Annotated in this window: 1 protein-coding gene; it reads right to left on the minus strand. The window is 37.7% G+C overall.

The features are described from left to right. Nucleotides 1-494, minus strand: a 494-nt coding sequence (locus tag AC1DND_RS29345; RefSeq protein ID WP_477586555.1) for a fasciclin domain-containing protein, incomplete at both ends; no start/stop codon positions are given.

Raw genomic sequence — 494 nt, forward strand, 5'->3', positions numbered from 1 at the left:
ATAAAATAAGTGTATTGCTGGCTTTCGTCTCTCAAATCGGCTACATTTACCCAGTAAGTATTTCTGGATATCATTGGTGGATTGGGGGCAAAAATTGGATTTCCCAATGCATTATAACCAATAACAGTAGCGTTTGCGGTATCGATAACGGTAATCGACAGGTTATTAATGTAGTTTTTTTGCAAAGCACCATCAGTACTATTGAGCATATAATCCCAAATATTCTGTTTGGTTGGAACAGCCTGATCTACGGTATACAATACTCCATTTTTTACGAACTGGCCAGCAACAGAAACATTGCCTTCTTCAAATTTAGTGCTGGTAAAAACACCAAACTTATTATTAAGCAGTTTCAACCTTGTGGTATCGCCCTCTTTGTTTAATGGGAAAGTAGATAGTGCAATATGGTTGGCAACAAAATCTTTTAATTTTGCTGGATCAGAAACAATTGCTGCATCTAAACTGGCTAAAGCCTGATTGGTTGGTGCCCAAAC

The organism is Pedobacter sp. 01N416 (assembly GCF_056399685.1).